This is a genomic window from Nocardiopsis gilva YIM 90087, from assembly GCF_002263495.1.
In the GTDB taxonomy this organism is placed as follows: Bacteria; Actinomycetota; Actinomycetes; order Streptosporangiales; family Streptosporangiaceae; genus Nocardiopsis_C; species Nocardiopsis_C gilva.
In genome coordinates, this window is record NZ_CP022753.1 from 4,595,465 (window position 1) to 4,620,523 (window position 25,059).

The 25,059-nt window shown below is 71.4% G+C and carries 18 protein-coding genes and 1 pseudogene; 10 read left to right on the top strand and 9 right to left on the bottom strand.

Annotated features, from left to right (window positions below; genetic code table 11):
• Positions 1-5: 5 nt before the first annotated feature.
• The 4 genes from CDO52_RS20595 to CDO52_RS20610 all read left to right on the top strand — a co-directional run bounded on the left by CDO52_RS20595 (position 6) and on the right by CDO52_RS20610 (position 4,902).
• Positions 6-839, top strand: coding sequence for a glutamate ABC transporter substrate-binding protein (locus CDO52_RS20595; protein WP_017620822.1), 834 nt, complete (start codon positions 6-8; stop codon positions 837-839).
• Positions 840-910: 71 nt separating this feature from the next.
• Positions 911-1,585 (top strand): amino acid ABC transporter permease, encoded by a 675-nt coding sequence (locus CDO52_RS20600; RefSeq protein WP_017620823.1) that lies wholly within the window; start codon positions 911-913, stop codon positions 1,583-1,585.
• A complete protein-coding gene (locus CDO52_RS20605; protein WP_017620824.1) occupies positions 1,582-2,613 on the top strand; it encodes an amino acid ABC transporter permease in 1,032 nt (343 codons plus the stop codon). The genes CDO52_RS20600 and CDO52_RS20605 overlap by 4 nt, the downstream gene beginning before the upstream one ends.
• Before the next feature lie 213 nt (positions 2,614-2,826).
• Positions 2,827-4,902 (top strand): S9 family peptidase, encoded by a 2,076-nt coding sequence (locus tag CDO52_RS20610; protein ID WP_094932624.1) that lies wholly within the window; start codon positions 2,827-2,829, stop codon positions 4,900-4,902.
• A 104-nt stretch (positions 4,903-5,006) separates the two neighbouring features.
• Here the strand turns inward: CDO52_RS20610 and rny are convergent, their stop codons facing one another.
• The 6 genes from rny to CDO52_RS20640 form a co-directional block, all read right to left on the bottom strand.
• Positions 5,007-6,515 carry a ribonuclease Y gene (gene rny, locus CDO52_RS20615; RefSeq protein WP_232524529.1) on the bottom strand — a complete coding sequence of 503 codons (1,509 nt, stop codon included), beginning with the start codon at positions 6,513-6,515 and terminating at the stop codon, positions 5,007-5,009.
• Positions 6,516-6,984: 469 nt separating this feature from the next.
• Positions 6,985-7,599 (bottom strand): regulatory protein RecX, encoded by a 615-nt coding sequence (locus CDO52_RS20620; protein WP_232524269.1) that lies wholly within the window; start codon positions 7,597-7,599, stop codon positions 6,985-6,987.
• Positions 7,592-8,758: a recombinase RecA gene (gene recA / locus CDO52_RS20625; RefSeq protein ID WP_026126207.1), complete on the bottom strand. Its 1,167-nt coding sequence runs from the start codon at positions 8,756-8,758 to the stop codon at positions 7,592-7,594. Before recA ends, CDO52_RS20620 begins: the two co-directional genes overlap by 8 nt.
• 211 nt (positions 8,759-8,969) lie before the next feature.
• On the bottom strand, positions 8,970-10,097 hold the full coding sequence (locus tag CDO52_RS20630; RefSeq protein ID WP_094932625.1) for a hypothetical protein: 1,128 nt from the start codon (positions 10,095-10,097) through the stop codon (positions 8,970-8,972).
• Positions 10,097-10,870, bottom strand: a complete 774-nt coding sequence (locus CDO52_RS20635; RefSeq protein ID WP_017620830.1) for an ATP-binding cassette domain-containing protein — start codon at positions 10,868-10,870, stop codon at positions 10,097-10,099. Before CDO52_RS20635 ends, CDO52_RS20630 begins: the two co-directional genes overlap by 1 nt.
• A gap of 240 nt (positions 10,871-11,110) precedes the next feature.
• Positions 11,111-11,305: a DUF3046 domain-containing protein gene (locus tag CDO52_RS20640; protein WP_083920061.1), complete on the bottom strand. Its 195-nt coding sequence runs from the start codon at positions 11,303-11,305 to the stop codon at positions 11,111-11,113.
• Positions 11,306-11,410: 105 nt separating this feature from the next.
• On the opposite strand from CDO52_RS20640, the gene CDO52_RS20645 reads away from it, so the two are divergent.
• Positions 11,411-16,321 (top strand): DEAD/DEAH box helicase, encoded by a 4,911-nt coding sequence (locus tag CDO52_RS20645; RefSeq protein ID WP_094932863.1) that lies wholly within the window; start codon positions 11,411-11,413, stop codon positions 16,319-16,321.
• A gap of 572 nt (positions 16,322-16,893) precedes the next feature.
• Here CDO52_RS20645 and CDO52_RS20650 read toward each other — a convergent pair.
• Positions 16,894-18,142 (bottom strand): annotated as a pseudogene (locus CDO52_RS20650) (ROK family transcriptional regulator).
• A 266-nt stretch (positions 18,143-18,408) separates the two neighbouring features.
• On the opposite strand from CDO52_RS20650, the gene CDO52_RS20655 reads away from it, so the two are divergent.
• The 5 genes from CDO52_RS20655 (at position 18,409) to CDO52_RS20675 (ending at position 23,836) form a co-directional block, all read left to right on the top strand.
• Positions 18,409-19,683, top strand: coding sequence for an extracellular solute-binding protein (locus CDO52_RS20655; protein WP_017620834.1), 1,275 nt, complete (start codon positions 18,409-18,411; stop codon positions 19,681-19,683).
• A gap of 90 nt (positions 19,684-19,773) precedes the next feature.
• A complete protein-coding gene (locus CDO52_RS20660) occupies positions 19,774-20,760 on the top strand; it encodes a carbohydrate ABC transporter permease (protein ID WP_017620835.1) in 987 nt (328 codons plus the stop codon).
• Complete coding sequence (locus tag CDO52_RS20665; protein WP_017620836.1) at positions 20,757-21,632, top strand: carbohydrate ABC transporter permease; 876 nt, start codon at positions 20,757-20,759, stop codon at positions 21,630-21,632. The genes CDO52_RS20660 and CDO52_RS20665 overlap by 4 nt, the downstream gene beginning before the upstream one ends.
• Before the next feature lie 100 nt (positions 21,633-21,732).
• Positions 21,733-23,214 (top strand): glycoside hydrolase family 3 protein, encoded by a 1,482-nt coding sequence (locus CDO52_RS20670; protein WP_017620837.1) that lies wholly within the window; start codon positions 21,733-21,735, stop codon positions 23,212-23,214.
• A gap of 169 nt (positions 23,215-23,383) precedes the next feature.
• Positions 23,384-23,836 carry an RrF2 family transcriptional regulator gene (locus tag CDO52_RS20675; RefSeq protein WP_094932626.1) on the top strand — a complete coding sequence of 151 codons (453 nt, stop codon included), beginning with the start codon at positions 23,384-23,386 and terminating at the stop codon, positions 23,834-23,836.
• 154 nt (positions 23,837-23,990) lie between these two features.
• On the opposite strand, the gene CDO52_RS20680 is transcribed toward CDO52_RS20675, so the two are convergent.
• Both CDO52_RS20680 and CDO52_RS20685 read right to left on the bottom strand, forming a co-directional pair.
• The gene (locus CDO52_RS20680; RefSeq protein WP_017620839.1) at positions 23,991-24,350 is read right to left on the bottom strand and encodes a helix-turn-helix domain-containing protein; all 360 of its coding nucleotides are present in this window, start codon (positions 24,348-24,350) and stop codon (positions 23,991-23,993) included.
• A 157-nt stretch (positions 24,351-24,507) separates the two neighbouring features.
• Entirely contained in the window at positions 24,508-25,050 is a 543-nt protein-coding gene (locus CDO52_RS20685; protein WP_017620840.1) for a CinA family protein, read from the bottom strand.
• Positions 25,051-25,059 lie beyond the last annotated feature (9 nt).

Below are 25,059 nucleotides of genomic sequence, written 5' to 3' on the forward strand. Positions count from 1 at the left end.
GGATCATGCGGATTCATTCCATCTCCAAGGCGACGGCCGGTGTCGCCGCTGTTGCTCTCGCGCTTACCGCTTGCGGCGGAGGAAACGGCGGCGGCGAGGACGGTGGTGACGGCGGCACGATCACCATCGGCGTCAAGTACGACCAGCCCGGCCTCGGCCTGGAGGAGGGCGGCGACAAGCCCACCGGCCTGGATGTGGACGTGGCCACCTACGTCGCCAAGGAACTCGGCTACGACGAGGGCCAGATCGAGTGGACGGAAGCCGCCTCCGCCAACCGGGAGACCTTCCTCCAGCAGGGCACCGTCGACATGGTCGTGGCGACCTACTCGATCACCGACGAGCGCAAGAAGCTCGTCGACTTCGCCGGGCCTTACTACGTCGCCCAGCAGGACATCCTGGTCCAGGACGGCAACGAGGACATCACCAAGGCCGAGGACCTCGCGGGCAAGAAGCTGTGCTCCGCCTCGGGCTCCCGTTCCGCGCACACCATCACCGAGACGCTGGAGATCGACGCCGAACTGCGCGAGACCCAGAACTACTCGGAGTGCCTCCAGCTCCTCACCGACGGCCAGATCGACGCGGTCACCACGGACAACACCATCCTGGCGGGCTACGCCGCCCAGCAGCCCGGCAAGTTCAAGCTGCTCGGCCAGGAGATCCAGGAGGAGCGGTACGGCATCGGCCTGCCCAAGGGCTCGACCGAGCGCTGCGAAGCGGTCAACAAGGCGATCTCGAAGATGTACGAGGACGGCTCCGCCGAGAAGTACCTCGACGCCAACTTCGGTGAGGCCAAGTTCGAGTACGAGAAGGAGCAGCCGGAGTTCGAGGGCTGCGCGTAACCACCCGACCCGTATGACCGACCGGGGCCCCCGCAGTGGTCCCCGGCGGTCGTCTTGACCGGCTTGGACCTATGGAAGCCTTCCTCAGCAACTACGAAGCCATCATCGACGGCTTCTCCTGGACCGTCCGCCTGACGCTGATCAGCGCGCTGTTCTCGTTCATCCTCGGCATCATCCTGACGGCGATGCGGGTCTCCCCGGTGCCGCTGCTGCGCGGCATGGCGACCGTGTACGTCGAGGGCATCCGCAATACCCCGCTGACGCTGGTCCTGCTCTTCTGCGGGCTGGGCCTCAACAGCGGGCTGGGCCTCAGCTTCGCCGAGAGCGTGGAGTGGAACGTCTACTGGCTCGCCGTGCTGGGGCTGTCGGCCTACACCGCGTGCTTCGTCTCCGAGGCGCTGCGGTCGGGCATCAACACGATCCCGTTCGGCCAGATCGAGGCCGCACGCTCACTCGGGCTGACGTTCCTGCAGAACATGCGGATGATCGTGCTTCCCCAGGCGCTGCGGTCGGTGGTCGGCCCGCTGGGCAGCGTGCTGATCGCGCTCATCAAGAACACCACCGTGGCGTCGGTCGCCGGCCTCGGGGTACAGGAGGCCTCCCGAGAGATGAAGCTCATGTTCGACCAGGGCGTCGTTCCGGTCATCCCGACCTTCATCGGGTTCGCGATCGGCTTCCTCATTCTGTGCCTGCCCACGGGCTACCTGTTCGGCTGGCTGAGCAAGCGTCTGGCGGTGGCACGGTGAGCGTTCTCGGACAGAAGCAACCAACCCGCCTGTTCGACGCGCCCGGCCCCAAGGCCAGAGCCCGGCAGCGGGTCTACAGCGCACTGGCGACCTTCCTCGCCATTGGCGTCGCCGCGTTCGTCTACCTCGGCTTTAACGACACGTGGGACGAGGTCGCGGCCGCACCCGGCCAACTGTTCTCGGCCGACATCTGGCGGATCGACGAAGCCGGCCAGTGGAGCGCCGAGAAGTGGAACCCCTTCCTGGACCCGGAGATCTGGTCCGACATGGTCCTGCCGGGCATGATGAACACGCTGCACGCGGCCCTCGTCGCGGCGGTGCTGGCCATCGTCTTCGGCATCGTCTTCGGGGTCGGCCGCCTCTCCGACCACTGGTGGATCCGCGCGCTGTGCGGGGCCGTCGTGGAGTTCTTCCGCAGCATCCCGCTGCTGATCCTGATCTTCTTCACCCTGGCCGCTCCCCTGGCCGCCAACCAGCTGCTGGGCATCCCCTTCGGCACGTTCCAGGTCGACCCGCTCACCGCGGTCATCGTCGGCCTGACGCTCTACAACGGGTCGGTGCTGGCCGAGGTGTTCCGGGCCGGGATCAATGCCGTGCCGAAGGGGCAGGCGGAAGCCGCCTACTCACTGGGCATGAACAAGACGCAGGTCATGGGGTTCATCCTCATCCCGCAGGCCGTCACCAGCATGATGCCGGCGATCGTGGCGCAGCTCGTGGTCCTGCTGAAGGACTCCGCCCTCGGCTACATCGTGGCCTTCCCCGAGCTGCTGCGCGGCTTCTCGCTGATCGGGACGCGCTTCAACAACGTCATCCCGGCGGCGATCGTGTGCGCGACGATCTACATCATCATCAACATCTCGTTGAGCCGCCTGGCCATGTGGCTGGAGCGCCGCAACGCCCAGCGCGGCAAGCCGACGCCCGCGGCGGCGACCGCGCCGGGCGGCCCAGATGCCGGACCCGGCGATACCGCGGCAGCCGCGGAGGCCGAGCCGCCGGAGTCCGGCGAGCCCGTGAAGCGGCGCCACTGATGGCCCCGTGGCGCGTCCCGTGGGGGCGGTAAGTCCACCGCACCCACGCGGCCCCGCTGCGCCCGGCGCGGCGGGGCCGCGCCTCGTCCACGGCGCACGGCCTTACCCGATCACACCCCGACAACGGATGCCCCCCGCCTACCTCCATTCGGCATACAGACGACTAAGGTCGACATGTCATCTCATCCCCACTCACGAGTGCGAAGTTCATCCATGATCGACCGAGTGACGGCCCCCCACGGCGCCTGGCCATCGCCGATCGTTGCGCGTGACGTCGCCCGAGCGGAGAAGCGGCTGGGCTTCCCCTCCGTTGTGGGCGAGGAGATCTGGTGGGAAGAGGCCCGCCCCGAGGAGGGCGGACGCACGACCGTCATGCGCCGGGACGCCGACGGAACCGTGACCGAGCTCCTCGCCGCCCCGTGGAACGCCCGCACCCGCGTGCACGAGTACGGCGGGCGCTCCTACCTTCCGGTACCGCGCCGCGACGACAAGGCGATCACGCGCTACGGCATCGTCTTCGCGAACTTCACCGACCAGCGGCTGTACCTGCTGGACCGGCTGTCGCCCGAACCGCGGCCGATCACGCCCGAGCCCGCGGCCCCCGGCGCGCTGCGCTACGCCGATATGACCCTGGCCGCCGACGGCAAGCGCGTCATCTGCGTGCAGGAGCGCCACGCCGAGGACGGCGGCGTCAGCCGCGCCATCGTCTCCCTGCCGCTGTCGGGCCGCGCCGCGCACGACCCGGATGCCGTCGTCGAACTGGTCACCGGCGCGGACTTCTACGCCTCCCCCACGCCCTCCCCCGACGGCCGGCACCTCGCCTGGGTGTGCTGGAACCACCCGCGGATGCCGTGGGAGGGCACGGAACTGCGGGTGGGCACGCTCACCGACAGCGGTGTGACCGACGCCTACCTGCTCAAGGGCGGCGTCGCCGAGTCGGTGCTGTCCCCGGTCTGGCGGGACGACGACCACCTCTACTTCGTCTCCGACTGGCCCGGCTGGTGGAACCTCTACGAGATCGGGCTCACGGGGCAGGCCATCGCGCTCTACCCGGCCGAGGAGGAGTTCACCGGCGGGTTCGCCCAGCTCGGCGTCGAGCCGTACGTCCGGCTGGACGATGACCGACTCGTCGCTCTCCACGGCCACGCCGACCTGCGGCCGGGCGTGTACGACCCGGCCACGGCCGAGCTGACGGAGATCTCCTCCCCGCTGACCACCTGGGAGACGCTGGCCACCGACGGGCGCACGGTCGTGGCTCTGGCCTCGGGACCCGGCGACCCGCAGAGCCTGGTCCGGCTCGACCCGGACACCGGGCGCGTCGCCACGCTGCGCCGGTCGCTGGACTCCGTGCCCGACCCCGACTACCTGCCCACGCCCGAGGCCGTGACGCTGAGCGGGCGCTACGGCGCGGAGATCCACGCCAACGTGTACCCGCCGACCAACCCCCGTGTCGCCGTGGAGGGCCCGGCGCCCTACATCGTGTGGGTCCACGGCGGCCCCGTCTCCCGCGCCACCACGCGCCTCGACCTGGCCAAGGCGTTCTTCACCAGTCGCGGCATCGGGATCGTCGACGTCAACTACGCGGGCTCCATCGGGTTCGGCCGCACCTACCGGCAGCGGCTGCACGGTCAGTGGGGCGCGCTCGACGTCGAGGACACCACGGCGGCGGCCCAGGCCCTGGTCGACCAGGGCGTCGCCGACCCGGAGCGGCTCGCGATCCGCGGCGGCAGCGCCGGAGGCCTCACCACGCTGCTCGCGCTCACCGGGGACACCTTCGCCTGCGGCACCTCGCTGTACGGTGTCACCGACCTGCTCCGGCTGGCCAAGGAGACCCACGACTTCGAGTCACGCTTCCTCGACTCCCTGATCGGCCTCCTTCCGGGCTACGCCGCGACCTACCGCGAGCGCTCTCCGATCAACCGCGCGCAGGAGATCCAGGTGCCCGCCCTGGTCATCCAGGGGGCCGACGACCCGGTCGTCCCGCCCGCGCAGGCCGTGGCACTCATCAAGGCCCTGGCCGACCGGAAGATCCCCCACGCCTACATCGAGTACGAGGGCGAGGCCCACGGTTTCCGCAAGGCCCAGTCGCTGGAGCACGCGCTGGAGGCCGAGCTCGCCTTCTACGGGCAGGTCTTCGGCTTCACCCCGCCCGGGATCCCCTCGATCGAGCTCGTCACCGAGTACGAGGAGCCGGAAGCGGCCGGGGAACTCGAACCGGAGCCCGCATCCGCCCAGGCGAGCGCCGAGGAGAACTCCGCGCGGGAACCGGCCCCCGAGACCCCCTCCTGACCTCTCACCACCGATGTCACCGGTTTCCCCGTTGATCTCGGCGATATCGACCGAATTTTGGCGGGAATTCCGTCGATATCGCCGAGATCAACGGAGGATGGTCGTCACCGGGCGGTCTCCGTAGCGCGCGACTCGCGGATGACGGTGACGCGGATGCGCCCGGGGTAGGTGAGTTCGTCCTCCACCCGCTTGGCGACGTCGCGGGCGATGACCTGGGCTTGGATGTCGTCGACGGTGTCCGGGCGGACCATGATCCGGACCTCCCGCCCGGCCTGCATCGCGAAGACCTTCTCCACCCCCGTGTTCTCGTGGGCGATCTCCTCCATCCGGTGCAGCCGCTCCGTGTAGGACTCCAGGGACGCTCGGCGGGCGCCCGGACGCCCGCCGCTGATGGCGTCGGCGGCCTGGGTCAGCACGGCCTCCACCGTGCGCGCCTCGACCTCGTTGTGGTGGGCTTCGATCGCGTGCACGACGTCCTCGGACTCGCCGTACCTGCGGGCGGCCTTCGCGCCGACCAGCGCGTGGCTGCCCTGTGCCTCGTGCGTCAGGGCCTTGCCGATGTCGTGCAGCAGGGCGCAGCGCCGCATCACCACGGGGTCCATGCCGAGCTCGGCGGCCATCATTCCGGCGAGGTGCGCCGCTTCGACGGAGTGCTTGAGCACGTTCTGCCCGTAGGAGGTGCGGTACCGGAGCTTCCCCAGCAGGGTGGCCAGTTCCGGGTGCATGTCGGTGATCCCGGTGTCGACGAGCGCGTCCTCACCGGCCCGCACGCACCGCCCGTCCACCTCGGCGCGGCTGGCCTCGTAGACCTCCTCGATGCGCTGGGGGTGGATGCGCCCGTCGAGGACGAGCTTCTCCAGGGTGAGGCGCCCGACCTCGCGGCGCAGCGGGTTGAAGCAGGAGAGCAGGACCGCCTCGGGGGTGTCGTCGATGATCACGTTGACGCCGGTGGTCGTCTCGAAGGCGCGGATGTTGCGCCCTTCCCGCCCGATGAGGCGCCCCTTCATCTCCTCGCCCGGCAGCGGGAACACCGTGACCACCGACTCCGTGGTCTGCTCGGTGGCCAGCCGCTGGATGGCCGTCGTGATGACCTCGCGCGCCCGTGTCTCCCCGTCCTTGAGCGCGTCCTTCTCCATCGAGCGGACGAGCACCACCGACTCCCGCTTGGCCTGCCCCTCGGCCTCGGCGACGAGCGCGGCCCTGGCCTCTTCGGCGGTGAGGGACGCGGCGGTCTCCAGCGCCCTGCGGCGCTCCTCCTCCACCTCGGTGACGCGCCGTTCGCGCTCGTCCAGCAGGGCCGTACGCTCGTCGACCCGCCGATGGGAGTCGGCCAGCCGGGCGAGGTCGTCGTCGAGCCGCCGCTCGCGCTCCACCAGCCGGGCCTCGCGCCGTTCGAGTTCGCCGCGACGGTCGGCCAGCTCGGCGCGGACGGCCGCCCACTCCTGCTCCGCGTCGGCGCGCCGCGCGGCCAGCTGCTCCTCGGCGTCCTGGATCTTCTGGGCGGCGGCCCGCTCCGCCTCGGCCGCGACGCAGGCGGCCCGGTCGCGTGCCGCGGCGATCTCCGCCCATGTGGCCGCCTGGCGTCGACGCACGGCACACGCGGCTCTGCTCAGGGCGACGACGACACCCCCCAGCGCGACGAGGGCCACGAGTCCGACGAGTAGCAGGCCGTCACCGACAGCCCCCAATTGCCCCACCCCCACACCGTGTCCGCGACGGCGGGAATCCCCCGTCCGCCGTCCAGCCGACTCCGGCAACGACCCCACGCTCTGCCGGACCGATACTCCTGGTGCACGCGTCGTCTCTCTGCGCGAGATGGCTACCCCCGCACGTGACATTGACTCGTCGTTCACTTCGCCGCTGCGGCGAGGTTAGGGGCGCGCACCCCCAGCGGCAACCGGAATGGGCGGCTGACCTGCGGCGAATCAGAAGGCCGGGTGGAGTGGAGCGGGTGCCACCTGGGCGGACGACGCGATATCGGACGTCCGCGGGGAGAGTAAAGTTCGCCCCGGCACCGGGGCGGACATCCGGCCACCTGGAACTCCGGGCCGAGCCCCCGGGGCACACGGCAGGGTCCGCGTACTACGTGCCGAGGTCGGGGTCGGGCAGATCGAACTCGGAGCCCTCGGCCTCCAGCTCCTCGCGGACCACACGGTAGGCCAGGCCCGCCGCGTACCCCTTGCGTGCCAGCATGCCCATGACGCGGCGCACCCGGGTCGCGTCCGGCGCGCCGCGCGAGGCGTCGAGCTTGCGCCGGACCAGCCGCCGGGCGGTGGCCTCCTCCTGTTCGGCGCTGATGTCGTCGACGGCGTCGCGGACCGTCTCCTCGGCCACGCCCCGACGCCGCAGCTCGGCGGCGAGCGCTCGGCGGCCCAGCCCCCGCCCGGTGTGCCGGGAGTCGACCCAGGCGCCGGCGAACGCCACGTCGTCGATGAGTCCGGCCTCGCTGAAGCGGCCGAGGACGGACTCCGACACCTCTTCGGGGATGCCGCGTTTCCGCAGCGCCGCTTCGAGCTGGGCGCGGGTACGCGGCGCGGACGTGAGCAGCCGCAGGCAGATGCCGCGCGCCTTGGCCTCCGGGTCATCGTCCGGCCGGGTGGCCCCGGCCGGAACGGTCGCGTGCTCGGCCCCCTCCTCTGTCGCCCCTGATGCGGGATGCGTCAGATCGTCCTCCATCTCCGCGAGCGGATCACGCATCCGTCGACGGGGTGGCCTTGGACTTGGTGGTGCGCTTGGCGGCGGCCGCGGTGGTCCCCTTGGCCGGGGCCTCCTTGGCGGCGGCGTCGTCCTTCGCGGCATCGTCCTTCGCGGCGCTGTCCTTGGCTCCGGCGGCCGCGGTGGAGCCGGCGCTGTCGTCGCCCTGCGTGGGAATGCCCAGCTTCTCCTTGATCTTCTTCTCGATCTCGTTGGCCATGTCGCCGTTCTCACGCAGGAAGTTCCGCGCGTTCTCCTTGCCCTGGCCCAGCTGGGTGCCCTCGTAGGTGTACCAGGCCCCGGACTTGCGCACGATGCCCTGTTCCACGCCGAGGTCGATCAGACCGCCCTCGCGGGAGATGCCGACGCCGTAGAGGATGTCGAACTCCGCCTGCTTGAAGGGCGGCGCGACCTTGTTCTTCACGACCTTCACGCGGGTGCGGTTGCCGACGGCGTCGGTGCCGTCCTTCAGCGTCTCGATACGGCGGACGTCGAGGCGGACCGAGGAGTAGAACTTCAGCGCCCGGCCACCGGTGGTGGTCTCGGGCGAGCCGAACATGACGCCGACCTTCTCGCGCAGCTGGTTGATGAAGATGGCGGTGGTCCCGGTCTGGTGCAGCGCACCCGCGATCTTGCGCAGCGCCTGCGACATGAGCCGGGCTTGCAGGCCGACGTGGCTGTCGCCCATCTCCCCCTCGATCTCGGCGCGCGGCACGAGCGCGGCGACGGAGTCGACGACGAGGATGGAGACGGCACCGGAGCGGATGAGCATGTCGGCGATCTCCAGCGCCTGCTCACCGGTGTCGGGCTGGGACAGCAAGAGGTCGTCGGTGTTGACGCCGATCTTCTTGGCGTACTCGGGGTCGAGCGCGTGTTCGGCGTCGATGAACGCGGCGATGCCCCCCAAGCGCTGGGCGCTGGCCACCGCGTGGAGTGCGACGGTCGTCTTACCGGAGGACTCCGGGCCGTAGACCTCAACGATCCGCCCCCGGGGGATCCCTCCGATACCCAGCGCGACGTCCAGGGAGATCGCGTCGGTGGGGATGGACTCGATCGGCGGGCGGTCGTCATCGCCCAGGCGCATGACGGAGCCCTTGCCGAACTGGCGCTCGATCTGCGCGAGCGCGGTTTCGAGAGCCTTGTCTCGGTCAGCAACTGCCACGGGGAACCCCTGTTGGGTCGGTGTCTTCTTCTTCATCTCGGGAGTGACGCTACGCGGTCGCTCTGACATTCGACGACGGTTCCGCGTCACCCTGTGGACGCCCGCCGCGCCGGTAGCGCTGTGTGGGCCCGGCGACCTTCCGCCATCATGGGCGATCCCTCGACAACTAGTGTCTCACGCCACGTCCGCGGACTCCGATTCCACGACCACACTACCCGAACTTCTGTTCGACTGTTCGAGGCGGGGTGTCGGCGCGGCGCGGCGCCGCGGCGTCGGGGACCAGCCGCCGCGTGATGGCCCCCGGAACACTGTGCTCGGCGGCCCACCCGGGACGGATGCGCAGCCACACCACCCCCTGCCGCGCCCCGATGACCACATCGTCGTGGCTGCGGGCCAGACTGAGGTCGCGCACCTCGTGGAAGTCCACCGCGCCGGGCCCGTAGGCGTCGACCAGACGGTCGGCCCGCTCCGCGGCCGCGGCGAGTTCCGCCTCGTGTCCGCGATGGACGCAGACCCGGACGGAGGCGCGGTCCTCACACACCTTCGGCTTGCGCGGGTCGTACTCCACCCACGCCCACGCCGGGTACTGCGGGACCACGGCGAGCCCCACCCCCAGCATCACCGTCGCCACACCGTAGGGCGCGACCGACTGGCGCCGACCGACCCGCACCACGTGCGCGGCCAGCACCCCCGCGACGACCACGACGAGGGAGAAGAAGGCCAGGCGGAAGGCCGCGAACGGACGCTCCTCGCGCATCCCCAGGTGCGGCGGGTCCGCTGCCACGGCGGGGGCGAGCGCGCCCCACTGTCCGAGGACGTCCGGCAGGTACAGGATCAGCAGCGCCGCGCCGGCCGCGGCAGGCACGGCCAGCGGGGCGGCCAGCACCGCCCCCACGAGGTAGCCCAGGGCGACGAGTGCCGCGAGCCCGAGGAAGGCGCCGCCCACGACCAGCGGGTCGGGGATGCCGTAGTCGACCCGCGCGGCGGTCTGCCACAGCAGCGGCAGCAGCCCCAGCAGGTAGGCGCCGAGGAACCAGCCGAGGGCGGCGAGGACATGGCACCCCACGGTCGGCCATCCGGCACGCACCTGCCATGCCTGGGCGAAGATCCGGGTGCGGGGGGTGAGGCGGGACGCGATAAGGGCGGAGGACGTCGCCGCCAGGACGGCCGGCAGCCGCGTCCGCTCGGCGATCACTCCCGAGGTGTGGGTCCAGTCCGGAGCGGACAGGGTGAGCTGGTCGGCGGTGGCGTACCAGGTGAACAGGGTGATCGCGGTGGAGGGCAGGAGGAGCAGCAGGGGAGGCAGCGGCCAGCCGACGCGGTGGAGCCGCGGGCGCATCACGGCCCTCCCTGGGTTTGCCGAGTGTCCGCGCCGTTCCTGACGCGCGAGGCGGTGATGCCGACGCTCGACTCGTGGGGCGGCGCCCCGCTCTCCAGCGGCGCCTCCGCCGCAGCAGTGGGGCTTCCCCGGAAGACGATCCGGCCGCCTGCCAGCACCGCCACCTCATCACACATGTCCGCGATGTCCGCCATGGCGGACGCGGACAGGATGACCGTGCGGTCGCGCGCCAGGCGGGCGACGATCACGCGCAGCCGCGCCCGCTGCTCTTCGTCGAGGCCTTCGGCGGGCGCGTCCATCACCAGGATCTCGGGGTCGTGGGCGAGCGCCGCGGCCACCCCCACGCGGCGGCGCTCGTCAGCGGAGAGAGCGTGGATCCGGCGCCGTTCCCGCCCCGTGAGGCCGACCAGGCCCAACGCGCGTTCGGCGGCGGCGTCGCACGCGTCGCGGCCCACGCCGCTCACCCACGCGGTGTAGGCGACGGTGTCGACCACGGTGAGCTCTCGCGCGAGCGTGTAGTTCTGCGGTACGAAGCCGATCAACCGCCGGGCGGCACGCCGCCCCGAAGCGCGGGTGAGATCCTGCCCGCCCACAATCAGGCGGCCGCGCTGCGGCCGTTTCAGCGTGGCGATGATCGACAATAGCGTCGTCTTGCCCGACCCATTCTCCCCCACCAGTCCAGCGACCCCGGAATGGACCACCCAGGAGGCCCTGTCGAGCACCTTGGATTCCTTGGAGTAGCTGAATTTCACACCTTCAGCCAGGACCTTCATGGAAACCGCCCCTTGTCGATCACCGGTTCGCACCGGATTCGGAAAAGTGCACGGATTCCATTCTACGACCACCCGGTTTTGGAGGGACTAGAAAGTGTGAAAGAACTGGACCGGCGATTTCAACAATTGAGCGTTTGTCGAAATGGGGGAATTCTCCTCCGTCGCCGTCCGCTGGGGACGGGCCGCCTGTGCATCGCGCGGAGAGCCCGTGCACCCGTCCAGGGGTGAGCGCCGCTCCGACTATCTGACGGTCGAGGGCAGGTCGAAGGTGTCGCAGACCGCGCGCCAGACCTCCTTCGCGCCGATACCGTCGGCGAGGGCCTGCTGCACCGTGCGTGAGCCGAGGGCATCGATGACGTAGTCACGCGCGAGGCTTTCGGCGTAGGTCTCGCCGAACTGCTCGTACATGCGGTTCCAGAAGTGGGAGAGTCTCATCCCCACCAGTATCGGGGTCGGCACGCGTGGTGTCGATTCGCAGCTGGGAGCCGCCGCGCGGAGGGCCACCGCGGTTTCGTCGCCGGCCCGATGCACACTGGGGCCATGAGCTCCGATCCGGACCGTGCGGGCGGCCGCGACGCGCTGGCCCGCTTCTCGCCCGCCACGCGGGCCTGGTTTCGCGACGCGTTCCCCGCCGGAGCGACTCCGGCGCAGGAGGGTGCCTGGGAGGCGATCGCCGGAGGCGAGAACACCCTGGTGATCGCGCCCACCGGGTCGGGCAAGACGCTGTCGGCGTTCCTGTGGGCGCTGGACCGCTTGGCCGAGGCGCCCGAGGCGTCGCCGGACCGGGCGCGGCGGTGCCGCGTGCTCTACGTCTCCCCGCTGAAGGCGCTGGCCGTGGACATCGAGCGCAACCTGCGGGCGCCGCTGTCGGGCATCCGGCGCGCCGCCGAGCGGACGGGCGAGCGCGTGCCGGAGATCTCCGTGGGCGTGCGCACCGGCGACACCCCCGCGGCCGAGCGCCGCAAGATCGCCACCGCGCCGCCCGACATCCTCATCACCACGCCGGAATCCCTGTTCCTGATGCTCACCTCGCAGGCGCGCGGCGGCCTGGGCGGGGTCGAGACGGTGATCGTGGACGAGGTGCACGCCCTGGCCGGCACCAAGCGCGGCGCCCACCTGGCCCTGAGCCTGGAACGGCTGGACGAGCTGCTGGACCGGCCCGCCCAGCGCATCGGACTGTCCGCCACGGTCCGCCCCGCCGCGGAGGTCGCGTCGTTCCTGGGCGGCGCCCACGCGGCGGCCATCGTCGCCCCGCCGAACCGGCCCCACCTGGACCTGCGGATCTCCGTCCCGGTCGAGGACATGACGGAGCTGGAGGCCACCGTCGACCCGTCACGTGCCGACGACACCGCGGCCAAGGCGCGCACCTCGGTCTGGCCGCACGTGGAGGAGAAGGTCCTCGACCTCGTGGAGCGGCACCGGTCGTCGATCGTCTTCACCAACTCCCGTCGCGTGGCGGAGCGGTTGTGCGCGCGGCTCAACGAACTCGCGACAGAACGCGCGAACGAACGGCCCCTGCCCCCGGACGCGATCGCGGCCGAGATCTCCGGACAGTCCGGGCAGAGCCGGGGCTCCGAGGCGGTGATCGCACGGGCGCACCACGGGTCGGTGTCCAAGAGCGAACGCGCGATGATCGAGGACGATCTGAAGGAGGGGCGGCTGCCCTGCGTGGTGGCCACCTCCAGCCTGGAGCTGGGCATCGACATGGGCGCGGTCGACCTGGTGATCCAGGTGGAGTCGCCGCCCTCGGTCGCCAGTGGCCTGCAGCGCGTCGGACGCGCCGGGCACCACGTCGGCGAGGTCTCCCAGGGCGTGCTGTTCCCCAAGTTCCGCGGTGACCTGCTGGCCACCACGGTGGTGGCGGAACGCATGCGGTCCGGGGCGATCGAAGAGCTGCGCATGCCCCGCAACCCGCTCGACGTGCTCGCCCAGCAGATCGTGGCGATGGCCGCGATGGACGAGTGGGCGGTAGCGGACATCGCGGCGCTCGCCCGGCGCGCCGCCCCATTCGCGTCACTGCCGGACTCGGCGCTGTCCGGCGTGCTGGACATGCTGTCCGGCCGCTACCCGTCCGACGAGTTCGCCGAGCTGCGCCCGCGCCTCGTGTGGGACCGGGAGGCGGGGACCGTCAAGGGCCGACCGGGCGCGCAGCGGCTGGCCGTGGTCAGCGGCGGGACGATCCCCGACCGCGGCACCTATGCGGTCCACCTCGCCGACGGAACCGCGACACCGGGCACCCCGGCCCCGGACGACAGCGGGCGGCGGGCGCGCGGGGCCGGTCCCACCCGCGTGGGCGAGCTCGACGAGGAGATGGTCTATGAGTCGCGCGTCGGCGACGTGTTCGTCCTCGGCGCGAGCGCGTGGCGCATCGAGGGCATCACCGCCGACCGGGTGCTGGTCTCCCCCGCGCCGGGCCGCCCCGGACGGCTGCCGTTCTGGAAGGCCGACGCGATGGGGCGGCCGCTGGAGCTGGGCCGAGCGATCGGCGCGCTGACGCGGGAGCTCGGCGGGATGGACGCCCCGGCCGCGCTGGAGCGCGCCCAGGCGGCCGGACTGGACGCGTGGGCCGCCGCGAACCTCGTCTCCTACCTGGAGGACCAGCGCGAGGCCACCGGCCACGTCCCCGATGACCGCACGATCGTGGTCGAGCGCTTCCGCGACGAGCTGGGCGACTGGCGGGCGGTCGTCCACTCGCCGCTGGGCGCCCGCGTGCACGCGCCGTGGGCGCTGGTGATCGGCGCGCGGCTGCGGGAGCGCTACGGCCTGGACGCGCAGGTGGCGCACGATGACGACGGCATCGTGCTGCGGCTGCCGGACGTGGAGGAGGCGGTGGACCAGGGCGGGGGGACCACCGCCGCCGGTGGGTCGAGGGGCACCGGCCGGAGCACGCGGGCGCGCCGGTCGGGGATGCTGCCGGAACTGCTGACCCTGCATCCCGACGAAACCGAGAACGCGGTCACGGCTGAGGTCGGCTCCTCGGCCCTGTTCTCGGCCCGGTTCCGGGAGTGCGCGAGCCGGGCGCTGCTGCTGCCCCGCCAACGGCCGGGGCGGCGCATGCCGCTGTGGCAGCAGCGGCATCGGTCGGCACAGCTGCTGGCGGTGGCCAGCCAATTCGGGTCGTTCCCCATCGTGCTGGAGGCCGTGCGGGAGTGCCTGCGCGATGTGTTCGACGTGCCGGGGCTGACCGAGCTGATGTCCGACATCGAGGCGCGGCGCGTGCGCGTCGTGGAGGTCGAGACGCAGCGAGCGTCCCCCTTCGCGCAGTCCCTGCTGCTCGGCTACACGGCCGCGTTCCTCTATGAGGGGGACGCACCGCTGGCCGAGCTGAAAGCGCAGGCCCTGACACTGGACTCCGCCCTGCTCGCGGACCTGATCGGCCAGGCCGACCTGCGGGAGCTGCTGGATCCGGACGTCGTCGCGGAGCTGGACGCGCGGCTCCAGCGGCTCACCGCCGAGCGGCGGGTGCGGCCGGACGACGGTGTGGAGGGCATGGCCGACCTGCTGCGCGAGCTGGGACCGCTGAGCACGGACGAGGCACGGGCGCGTACCGCAGCGGAGCCGGAGGGCTGGCTGTCCGATCTGGAAGGTCAGCGGCGCGCGATCCGGGTGCGGGTGGCCGGAGAGGAGCGCTGGGCGGCGGTCGAGGACGCCGCGCGGCTGCGCGACGCGCTCGGCGTGGAGCTGCCCCCGTGGCTGGCGGCGCCAGAAAGCGACGGCACGGCCGCCGACGCGTTCGCGGGAACGGCCGAGGCGTTCACCGAACCGGTCGCCGACCCACTGGCCGACCTGGTGTCGCGCTACGCGCGCACGCACGGCCCGTTCACCGCGGACGACGTCGCCGCGCGGTTCGGCCTCGGCCGCTCGGTGGTGCTGGACACCCTGCGTCGCCTGGGCACCGGCGGCCGGGTCCTGGAGGGCGAGTTCCGGCCGGGTGGGCAGGGGACCGAATGGTGCGACGCCGATGTGCTGCGCCGGTTGCGGCGAAGCTCGATCAGCCGGTTGCGCCGCGAGGTGGAACCGGTCCCGCCGCGGGCGCTGGCCCGCTTCGTGCCCGCGTGGCAGCACGTCGGCCCGATCACCGGCGCGTCCGCGCCCAGCACGCCCGGCAGGACCGGCCCCGTCGCGCGGCGCCGGCTGCGCGGCCCGGACGCGGTGTTCACCGCGGTGGAGTCGCTGCGCGGCGCACCCGTCCCGGCGTCGGCGCTGGAGTCTCTGGTGCTGCCCGCTCGGGTCGAGGGCTACGTCCCCGCCATGCTGGACGAACTGACCCAGGCCGGTGAGGTGGTCTGGGCGGGCGCCGGAGGGATCACCTCGGGAGGCGGCACGGCGCGCGCCGCCCGTTCCGGTGGCGGGGGACGGCCGGGCGCTCCGTCGCCCGTGTCCGACGGCTGGCTGTGCCTCCTGCCCGCGGACGAGGCCGACACCCTGCTCCCGGAGCGGTCCGACATCGACCTCTCCCCGACGCACGAAGCCGTGCTGGAGACACTGCGGGACGGCGGCGCCCTGTTCTTCCGAGACATCGCCGACCGGGTGATGAAGCGCGAGGGGGTCGCGGCGGTCTCCGACGCGGGGCTGGTCGCCGCGCTGTGGGACCTGGCGTGGGGCGGGTGGATCACGAACGACACTCTGGCACCGCTGCGCTCCCTACTCGGTTCGGGCGGCACGACCCACCGCAGCCGCTCCCGGCGCCCCGTCCTGCCCACACGGACCGGGCCGCCGACGGTCGCGGGCCGCTGGTCAACGCTGCCCGACCGGGAGGGCGACCCGACGCTCCGGGGGCACGCGGGGGTGGCGGCCCTGCTGGACCGCTACGGCGTGGTGACCCGGGGACCCGTTGTGGCCGAGCAGGAGCGCCGGGGCGACCGGCGCGGGAACGGGGGCGGCCAGCGCAGAGCGGGCGGGTTCAGCGCGGTCTACCCCGTCCTCCGCGCCTTCGAGGAGGCGGGCAAGGCACGCCGCGGCTACTTCGTCGACGGTCTCGGCGCCGCCCAGTTCGCCCTCCCCGGAGCCGTCGACCGCCTGCGCTCCGTCGGACCCCCGGCTGACAGGGGCACCGACGCGAGCGCCGACACGACCACCGTCCAGGAGCCGGCCCTGGTCCTCGCCGCCGCCGACCCGGCCAACGTGTACGGCGCGGCCCTGCCCTGGCCGGAGACGCCGGAATCCGGAGCCCGGCCCGGCAGGAAGGCGGGCGCACTGGTGGTCCTCGACAACGGCGCCCTGACCCTCTACCTGGAGCGGGGCGGCCGAACGGTCCTCACCTTCGGCTCCGACGTTCCGACCCTCACCCGCGCGGCATCGGCACTCGCCGACCTCATCCATACCGGGTGCCTGTCCACCCTGACCGTCGAACGCGCCGACGGAGAACCGGTCTTCGGCACGCCGCTCGACTCCGCCCTGACCTCCGCTGGGTTCCACCCCACCCCCAAGGGGCTGCGCCTGAGGTCGTGAGTAGCCCGGAAGGAGGAGGCCGCTGGGTCTGCTGGGCGGCCTTGTCGGCGTTCGTCTTTCCGGTGTTCGGTGGTGAAAAGCGGCACCGAGGGCGGAGGGGTGGGGCGCGCCGGTCCCGTGGCGGGTGCAGCGAGGCCGGGGTAGCTCCGGCGGCCCGCACCGCCGGGCACCTCCCCGGTGGAGCGGGAAAGGCGGAAGCGCCGGTTATGCCCGTTTTGGCACAAGTTCTCTGCGATGATCATGGGAATTCATACGACAAAACGGACAGAATCAGAGGAATTCCCATGATCATCGGTGGAGGAGGCCCGCAGCAGGGCGATCCTCCCGCATCGCGGAAGCACCTTCACGCGCAGCGAGAGGAGCCTCGCACGCCGCGAACCGGGCCCGCCGTACCCCTTAGGGGACCGGCGCCCCAGCACCCCTCCGCCCTCGGTGCCGCTTTTCACCACCGAACACCGGAAAGACGAACGCCGACAAGGCCGCCCAGCAGACGTGATGCCCCAGCAGAGCGCCATCGTTTCGGTGGGCGCGGACCACGCGCGACCGCTCCCCCACTCTCCCCGCCGCGCTCGCTACGAGCGCGGGGGCGCGAGGGTGGAGGAGAAGACCTCCTCGCGGGCCTGCTGGAGGGCCGACAGGAGGGCGCCGCGGAGGACGGGGCTGTCCACGCGGCCGATGTCGACCTTGGGGGCGTTGGGGCCGATCCGGGTGGTGGCGTCGGCGACGCGCCGGGCGAGGTCCGCGCCGACGGCCTGGGCCATCTCGCCGCCGAGGACCACGAGCCCGGGGTCGAGGACGACGCACACCGACGCCACGCCCCGGGCGACGCGCTCGGCAACCTCGTCAAGGAAGGCCTCTCCCCGGGCCGGCCTCGCGTGCGGAGGCGAGGGCCGCGGTGACGTCGGCGGCGTCGCCGTGGTTGACGTCGGTTCCGGCGAATCCGTGTTCGGCGGCGAGTTCGATGATCGCCTGCGCGCCCACCAGCGCCTGGAAGCCGTGGGCGAGCGAGGGTCTGCCATAGGCCGTGCGCAGCGACTGGTAGCCGCCGGGGAGGCCGACGTCGTCGGGGAGCGGCGCGCCGGGGACGGGCAGGTAGCCGATCTCGCCCGCGCCGCCCGAGAACCCGGTGTGGATCCGGTCGTCGAGCACGATCGCCATGCCGACGCCACCGCCGCTGCCGAGCCAGATGAGGACGAAGTCCGAGGTGTCCTCGGCCGCCCCCTCGGCGTGCTCGGCCAGCGCGGCGAGGTTGACGTCGTTCTGTATCGTCACCGCGCTGCGCAGGTCCGCCCGCAGGCGCTCCAGCACGCCCTCGTGCCAGGCGTGCAGGTCGAAGGAGAAGCGGACGTCGCCGCTGCGCGGGTCCACCACGCCCGGCGTGCCGATGATGCAGGCGCTGAGCCGGTCCTGCGGGATGTCCGCGCCCTCCAGCAGCTTCAGGACGGTGGTGTGCACGAGTTCGACGGGGTCGGGGGCGTCCGTCGGGTCGATGCTGATCTCCCCGACGACCTGGCCGGTGATGTCGGCGACGGCCGCACTCACCCCGGTGGCGCTCACGTCCAGGGCGGCCACGTACGCGCTGGAGGGCACCACGGCGTACAGGGCGGCGTTGGGGCCCCGGCCGCCCGCCTGGCTGCCCACGACGTGCACCAGCTCGCGCTCCTCCAGTCGGGAGAGCAGCTGGGAGGCGGTCACCTTGGACAGTCCGGTCTCGCGTCCGAGCTGGGTGCGGGTCATCGGCCCCGAGGCCAGCAGCAGCTCCAGAGCGGCGCGGTCGTTGAGTTGCCGCAGCAGCCGCGGAGTCCCTGGGCGTCGAGACATAACCGTGATACTCCATTCCCTATTTATTAGGAAACTTTCTTGTTAATTTAGCGGCCAACCCACAAGAGGCACGTCCCCACACACCATCAACGGGACGCTGCGGCAGCAGCCGGACCAGGTGGACCGGTGTACGTGCTATCTCAGCACACCCCGCACAAATGACGAAGCCCGCGTCACGCGTTCGCAGCCGGCCCCGAGATGTATCAGGGGCGTCTCGTCCGACGCAACACGTCGTCGGCGCGGTGACGCGCGAAGGGAGAATTCTGGTGAGGTTCCCGAAGATCACGGCCGCCGCATCGGCCGTCCTGATGCTCACCGCGGCTTGCGGTGGCGGCGGAGGCAGCGACACCGGTGCCGCGGACTCGATCGAGATCTGGCGGATGGGAGACGCCAGTGAGGCGCAGAACGAGTTCATGGACTCGGTGACCAAGGAGTTCCAGGAGCAGTACCCGGACACCGAGGTCGAGATCCAGTGGATCCCGTGGGACGAATTCTCCCAGCGCTTCCAGACCGCCATGGTCAGCGACGGCCCCGATGTCGTCGAGATCGGCAACGACCAGGTGCGGACCTGGGCAGAGGCCGAGGCGCTCTACGACGTCTCCGAGTACGCCGAGAAGTGGGAGAACCGCGACGATTTCCTCGAGGGCGCCTACGCCAACGGCACCTTCGACGACGCGCAGTACAGCGTCCCGTGGTACAGCGGCGTCCGCGCCCTCTGGTACCGCTCCGACTGGCTGGAGGACATCGGCAAGGAGCCGCCGACGACCTGGGAGGAGCTGCGCGAGGTCGCCACGGCCATCAAGGAGGAGAAGGACGCGGTCGGCTTCGCCGCCCCGACCGACTTCATGAACGGCATCGCCAGCTTCGTGTGGAGCGCCGACGGCGAGTTCGCGACCAAGGACGGCGACAAGTGGACCGGCCAGCTGGACTCCAAGGAGACCAGAGAGGCCCTGGAGTTCTACGCCGACCTCACCAAGGACGGGATCTCCCCCGAGGCGTGCGTCGGGCTGAACGAGGTCGACTGCGCCCACGCCGACTTCGCCAACGGCAAGCTCGGCATGTTCATCGACGGTCCCTGGGCCAAGCAGCAGATATCCGGCATCAACGACGAGGGTGTCGAGCACTGGGCCACCGCCCCGATCCCGGGCGAGGACGGCATCGCCCCGGCCTTCGGCGGCGGCTCCGACCTCGCGGTCTGGGGGACCACCGAGCACCCCGAGGTGGCCTTCGACTACATCAAGGTGCTGGACAGCAAGGAGAACGCGCTCGCCTACAACGAGGTCTCCTCGATGTTCCCCGCCTACACCGACCTGCTGGAGAGCGACACCTTCTCCAAGGACCCGATCCTGGCCGGGGCAGCGAAGCAGGCCACCGGTGACCTGCGGCTCTTCCCCGACACCGCCAACTGGGGCCACGTCCAGTGGGAGCTGGCCACCGTCCAGACCGCAGTCCGCCGACTCGCGGACGGCGAGGACGCCGACAAGGTCCTGCCCGAGCTCAACGGTGAACTCACCGATGCGCTCAACCGGTCCGAGGAGTGAGCTGACCGCCGCGTGAGTTGACCGCGCAGCGGGCGGCCACCGGTCCACCGACCGGTGGCCGCCCTCGACGAACCGAGTGAAGAGCGCCCCATGACACGAACGCTTGACCGTCCCGGAGCCGAGGTCCCCACCCCGGCCGGGCAGGACCCGCCCCAACGGCGACGACGGCGCGACCGCACCGCCCTCATCCCCTACTTCCTGATCCTGCCGGCGCTGAGCCTGCTCGCCGTCGTCCTGCTGTGGCCGATCGTCCAGATGGTCTGGATGTCGCTGACCGACTACGGGCTGCGGCAGCTGCGCGGCGAACCCGCCGAGTGGAACAACTTCGCCCACTACGTCTCCATCCTCACCGACGACCGGTTCTGGACGATCTTCCGGAACACCATCGTCGTCTGCCTGCTGATGGTCGCCATCACGATGGTGCTGGGCACGCTCGTCGGCATCCTGATGAACCGGCTGCCCACATGGCTGTCCACCACCGTGGGAATCGCGCTGATGCTGGCGTGGGCGACCCCGGTGATCAGTGCGGCGATCGTGCACCGGTGGCTGTTCGACGCGCGCTACGGGCTGGTCAACGCCACCCTGGCCCGGCTCCCCGACTGGCTCGTCGGTTCGGGCTGGGAGAGCTTCAACTGGTTCAACTCCCCCGGACCGCTGTTCTCGGTGCTGATCCTGACGGTGGTCTGGCAGTCCTTCCCCTTCGTCGCCGTCAGCGTGCTGGCCGGGCTGAAGAGCATCCCCGGCGAGCTCTACGAGGCCGCCCGGGTCGACGGCGCCGGGGCGTGGCGGTCCTTCTGGAACGTCACGTTCCCCATGCTGCGCCCGCTGTTCGCGCTCCTGCTGATCCTCCAGATCATCTGGGACTTCCGGATCTTCACCCAGCTCAACATCCTCGCCGGGGGCTTCACCAACCGCGACGTCTTCCTTCTGCCGTACTACTCCTACCAACTCGGCTTCTACTCGACGCCGCCCAACTACGGCCTGGGATCGGCGATCGCCGTGGTGATGACCGTCCTCGTTCTCGCCATCACCGCCTACTACCTGCGCGTCATGATCCGGCAGGGGGAGACCAGATGAGACACCGCCTCCTGAAGAAGGCCGGCCGCGTCGGCGACTACCTGGCGGCCGCCGCCATCATGCTGTTCGCCCTCTTCCCCGTGTACTGGGTGCTGACGACCGCGCTCAAGCCCAACGGGGAGATCTTCACCCGCGACCCCACGCTGTTCCCCCGCGAGCTGACCCTGGAGCACTACAAGCGCGTGCTGTCCGGCGTGCTCATCCCCGAGACGTCGTTCTGGTCGTTCCTCACCAACAGCCTGCTGGTGACCCTCGGCTCGGTGGCGATCGCGGCGGTCTTCTCGCTGCTCGCGGCCGTCGCCGTGGCACGGTTCCGGTTCCGGCTGCGCACCGCCTTCATCGTCCTGCTCCTGGTCATCCAGATGGTGCCGATCGAGGCGCTGATCATCTCGATCTTCGTCAACTTCCACCACCTCGGCACGGCCACGTCGCTGCCGCTGACCGGCAGCCTCCTCGGGGTGCTCGTCGTCTACACCACCGTCGCGCTGCCCATCACCATCCTGATGATGCGCAGCTTCGTGGCGGCCGTTCCCCGGGAACTGGAGGAGGCGGCCGCGATCGACGGCGCGACCCGCTGGACCGTCTTCTGGCGGATCCTGATGCCGCTCGTGGCCCCCGGCCTGGTGGCGACCAGCATCTTCGCGTTCATCACCGCCTGGAACGAGTTCGTGGTGGCCTTCACCTTCCTGCAGAGCAACACCACCTCGTTCACCCTGCCGATCTCCCTGAAGTACTACTTCGGCCGCGTCACGGTCGAGTGGGGGTCGATCATGGCCGCCTCGACCCTCCTCACCATCCCGGTGATGGTGTTCTTCCTCTTCGTCCAGCGCCGCATGGTGTCCGGACTGACCATGGGAGCGGTCAAGGGCTGACGTCGGACCTCCCCCTCACACACCCCACCCGCTCGCACTACACGCCACCACGTACGCGACGCCGCTTTCCGCTGCCGCGCCCCCGATGAACGGAGCCGTGATGCCCGCAGATCCGACCCTGGATCGCCTCGCCAACGCCACCCTGTTGGTGCCGTTCGAATCCCACCGCGCGCCCCGGTGGGTCCTCGACGGCCTGGCCGACGGTATCGCCGGAGTCTGCCTCTTCCACAACAACATCAGCGGGGCCGAACAGGTCACCGCGCTCAACCGCGAACTCGCCGCGGCCGCCGACGCCCCGCTCATCTCGCTCGACGAGGAGGGCGGCGACGTGACCCGCATCGGCCAGAGCGCGGGCAGCGACTACCCCGGCAACGCCGCTCTCGGCGCGATCGACGACACCGCTCTGACCCGGGCGGTGCACCGCGCGCTCGGCGCTGAGCTGCGTTCCCTCGGCTTCACCCTCGATCTCGCCCCCGCGGTCGACGTTAACACCGTCGACGACAACCCCACCATCGGCACCCGCTCGTTCGGCTCCGCCGCCGGACTGGTGGCGCGGCACGCGGCGGCGGCCGTCGCCGGTCTGCAGGACAACGGCGTCGCCGCCTGCGCCAAGCACTTCCCCGGACACGGCGCCACCCACCAGGACTCCCACACCGAGCTGCCGGTCGTCGACGCCGACCCCGATCTGCTGGCCCGACGCGAGCTGGTGCCGTTCCGGTCGGCGATCGCGGCGGGGGCGCGCTCCGTCCTCACCGCGCACATCTCCCTGCCCGCCTTCGGCACGCCGGAACCGGCGACGCTGGCGCCGAGCATCGTCACCGGGCTGCTCCGCGGCGAGCTCGGCTTCGACGGCGTGGTCATCAGCGACGCGCTGGAGATGGAGGGCGTCAGCAACGGGATCGGCGTCCCCGAGGCCGCCGTGCGGGCGCTGATCGCCGGGTGCGACCTGCTGTGCGTGGGCCGCTTCGTCTACGGCGACGAGGTCGCCGCGGTTCGCACCGCCATCGTGCGGGCCGTCCGCGACGGCCGGTTGAGCGGGGAGCGCCTGGAGGAGGCCGCGGCGCGCACCCTGGCCCTGCGGCGGTGGACGCGGGAGCACCAGGTCCACACGGTCCCGGACGGGCCAGCGCCCGGCCTGCCCGCCGCCGACGCGATCGGGCTGGACGGCGCCCGCCGGGCGGTCCGGGTCGACGGCGTCGTCCCGCCGCTGCACGACCCGGTGGTCGTGGAGTTCGACGCGCCGCCCGGCATCGCCGTGGGCGAGGTTCCGTGGGGGCTGTCGCCGTGGTTCCCCGGGACCGAGCGCGTGGACCCCGCCTCCGCCGACATCGCGGCCCTGCTGGAGCGCGCGGCCGACCGGGACCTCGTCGTGGTGGTGCGCGATGCCCACCGCCACGTGGCCACGCGCCGCCTGATCGAGGACGTCTGCCGGGCCCGCCCCGATACCGTCGTCGTGGAGATGGGGCTGCCCGCCTGGCGGCCGGCGTGCCAGGCCCACGTCAGCACCTACGGAGCGGCCCGGGTGAACGGGCAGAGCGCGGCGGAACTCCTCGGCGCGGCCCGTGCGACGCCGGTACGCTGACCAGCAAAGGCCCCGGTCGGCGGTGGAGTGACCAATGCCGCCCTCCGGGCACCCGCCAGCGCCATCAGCCCGGTAGGAGGACCGATGCCGCGTCTCAGCATCGTCACGTCGGCCGAACACCACTGCCCCATTGACCCGATCTCCCCTCGATTCACGGCATAATCGCAGCATGCGCCTTTCTGCCCGGGTCGATTACGCGTTGCGCGCCGCGGCCGAACTCGCAGCCGCCAGTGGCGGCCCGGTTACGGCCGAACAGCTCGCGCGCGCCCAGGCCATACCCGGAAAATTCCTGGAGAACATCCTGACCCAGCTCCGCCGTGCCGGCCTGGTCCGCAGCCAGCGAGGACCAGTGGGCGGTTACTGGCTGGCCCGCCCCGCCCCCGAGATCTCGCTGGCCGACATCATCCGCGCCGTGGACGGCCCGCTGGCCAACGTGCGCGGGGAGCGCCCGGAGGACGTCGACTACGACGGCGCCGCCCGCAGCCTGCAACAGGTGTGGATCGCGCTGCGCGCCAGTGAGCGGTCGATCCTGGAGAGCGTCACCCTGGAGCACCTCGCGACAGGCAAGCTCCCCGAGTCGGTGCGCTCTCTGGCCGAGAACCCGGACGCCTGGGCCAGCTGAACCGGCACCGCATCCTCGCTCCTCTCCGGCCGCACGCCGCATGAGCGGCGGGAGCGTGGCAGGACACAGCACCACAGCGGGCTCACCGAGCCGAAAAAACGGGAGCGCCGACCACCTCAGGGTGGTTGGCGCTCCCGCTGAGACGAAAGGGGCGTTACACGCCCACCATGTCGACGACCTCGGGAACGCGATCGGGCACCGAGTCGATGCCGATGCGGTCGGGGGCTGGAACGGTGTCGGCGGGAACCGATCCGTCGAGGAGAGCGGCCTCCTGCAGCTCGGCGAGCGCCAGCTGGTCGGCGACCTCACGCAGCACCTGGGAGAGGGGGACGCCCAAGGCACCGCAGATCGAGGAGAGCAGCTCGGACGAGGCTTCCTTCTGCCCCCGTTCGACCTCCGACAGGTACCCCAACGAGACACGGGCATCGGCCGACACCTCGCGGAGAGTGCGGCCCTGCCGCTGCCGGAGCTGCCGTAGCACGTCACCAAGTAGGTGACGAAGCAGGACCATCATTCGCGCTCCCTCCCACCGGTAGCGACCATCATAAAAACACCGTACCTGCCCTGCGCCCGATCGTCGCACCTCACCGCTTCCTGTTCGCTGGAGGGGTAACACGATCTTGGTGACGGTTTGTTCCCCCGAATCCGCGAATTGAACGGATCAGGCGGGCCTATTTGCCGGTAAACGCCTTCACCAAATCGGCGACCATGCGCAGTGCCTGCAGCGTTGTTGACGACCGTACCTGGAAACGGTCCCCCGGAAAGGTGAACTCCCGCACATCCTGATCGCCACCGGGTCCGGCGACGGCGATGTAGACGAGGCCGACGGGACGGCCGTCCTGGGGTTCCGGTCCGGCGACCCCCGTGACAGCGAGACCGAAATCGGCCGCACATCGGTCCCGAACCCCGATGGCCATCAATCGGGCCACGTCCGGATCCACCGCGCCCTGCCGCTCCAGCAGCTCCCGGGGCACACCCAGGACCCCGCACTTGAGGTCGGTCGCGTAGGCAATGGCGCCGCCCCGGTAGGTGGCCGACGCCCCGGCCACACCGGTGAGCACCGCGCCGATGAGCCCGCCGGTGAGCGACTCGGCCGTCGCCACGGTGGCCCCGGCCTCCCGGAGGAGCCGGTGCACCGTCGCGGCCGCCTCCTGGGCGGCGGCCTGATCGGCGATCACCTGACCGGTGGCGGCCTCCTCGGCGGATTCGGGCATCGTCCGCGC